This is a genomic window from Micromonospora sp. NPDC057141 (assembly GCF_042670805.1).
In the GTDB taxonomy this organism is placed as follows: domain Bacteria; phylum Actinomycetota; class Actinomycetes; order Mycobacteriales; family Micromonosporaceae; genus Micromonospora.
On sequence record NZ_JBHUVA010000171.1, the window covers coordinates 1 to 1,530 of the forward strand.

The 1,530-nt window shown below is 74.8% G+C and carries 2 protein-coding genes and 1 pseudogene; all 3 read right to left on the minus strand.

The features are described 5' to 3' along the window. A partial coding sequence (locus ACFT41_RS32270) for an inositol monophosphatase family protein (RefSeq protein WP_377614114.1) occupies positions 1 to 392 on the minus strand: 392 nt, incomplete at its 3' end. Between the two features lie 40 nt (positions 393 to 432). Then, entirely contained in the window at positions 433 to 1,257 is an 825-nt protein-coding gene (locus ACFT41_RS32275; protein WP_377590542.1) for an ABC transporter permease, read from the minus strand. After that, positions 1,254 to 1,530, minus strand: a pseudogene (locus ACFT41_RS32280) (hypothetical protein); the annotation flags it as partial. The pseudogene ACFT41_RS32280 and the gene ACFT41_RS32275, both read right to left, overlap by 4 nt.

A 1,530-nucleotide genomic window follows, 5' to 3' on the forward strand; every position in this document is an offset into this window, starting at 1 on the left:
GCCCCCGCCACCAGGCGGTGCGGGGTCGACGCGGCACGCGCCCACAGCGCCACGTGCACCGCCCAGTCCGCGCGGCCCTCCTCGGAGAACTCCCGCGTCCCGTCCAGCGGGTCGATGATCCACACCCGGTCGGCGGTGAGCCGACCTCCCGCGTCGGCGTGCCCGACCGCGCGGGAGTCCTTGTCCTCCTCGGACAGGACCGCGTCGTCCGGGCGCTGCGCCGCCAGCTCGGCGCGCAGGAGGTCGTGAGAGGCGCGGTCGCCGGCGGCCTTCAGCGCGGCCGGGTCACCGTGGCCGTGCGTGGCGCGTACCCGCAGCAGCAGCTCGCCGGCGCGGGCCGCGAGCCGGCGGGCGAGGCCTGAGTCGGTTTCCGGAGGGGTCAGGGTCGGCATGGCAGCTCCTCGCAGGGGCCGGTGGGAAACGCCCGGGCGGTCACTGGACCGCCCGTCGACTGAAGCAGCGGACGCTGAGCCAGGTCAGCGCCACGGCCACCCCGGTGAGCACGCTCAGGCACACCCACGCCGGGATGTGCGGCACCTCGGGCAGCAGCGCGCCGCGCACCCCCTCGGAGACGTACGTCATCGGGTTGAGCGCGGTGACCACCTGGTACCAGGGCAGCGACAGCCGCGGCCACGGGTAGTGGATGCACCCGGTCCAGATGATCGGGGTGAGGATCACCGAGAAGGTGACGTTGATCCGCTGCACCGGCAGGGTGGTGGCCAGGCTCATCCCGATCGCCCCACCGATCCACGCGCCGAGCAACGCGACCACGAACGCCAGGGGCAGCCCCTCCGGACGCCACGGCGCGGAGCCGACCACCAGTGCGCCGAGCGGGTAGATCAGGAGGGCCGCGAGCAGCCCCCGGACGGTGGCGATGACCAGCTTGCCGATCGCGACGAGGCTGGTCGGCAGCGGGGCCATCAGCCGGTCCTCGATCTCCATGGTGAAGCCGAACTCCTTCACCAGCGGCAGGGCGACGCTCTGCAGCGCGGTGGTGAGGGCGGCCAGCGCGATGATGCCGGGCAGGAAGAGGTCGGCGAAGTTGCGACCGACGATGCCCTGCCCGCCGAGGATCGTGTCGAACACGAAGAGCATGAACAGCGGCGTCAGCCCGACCTGCAGCAGGATGACCCACAGTTCCCGGCCGGTGACCATGAGGTCGCGGCGCAGCACGGCGGCGAACACCCGGCCGGCACCGGGCCGGGGGCGCGGGGTGACCGCCGGTCGCAGCGGGGTCGGCGTGTCGACAGCGGTCACCGTGGTTCCCTTCCGGTCAGTTCGATGAAGACGTCCTCGAGGCTCGGCTCGCCGATGTCGATGGCGTTGAGCGCCGCCGACCGTGCGGTGAGCAGGGTGACCGCCGCGCCGAGCAGCGCGGCGGGGTCGGTGGCCAGGTGCAGGCGCACGCGCAGCCGGCCGCGACCGGCCGGGCCCCCGCCGTTGCGGCCCGCCGCGCCGCCCCGCCCCCCGAGTAGGCCCGCGCCGGCCAGTGCGGCCAGGCCGCCGCCGGCCCGTGCCCCGCCGCCGGCC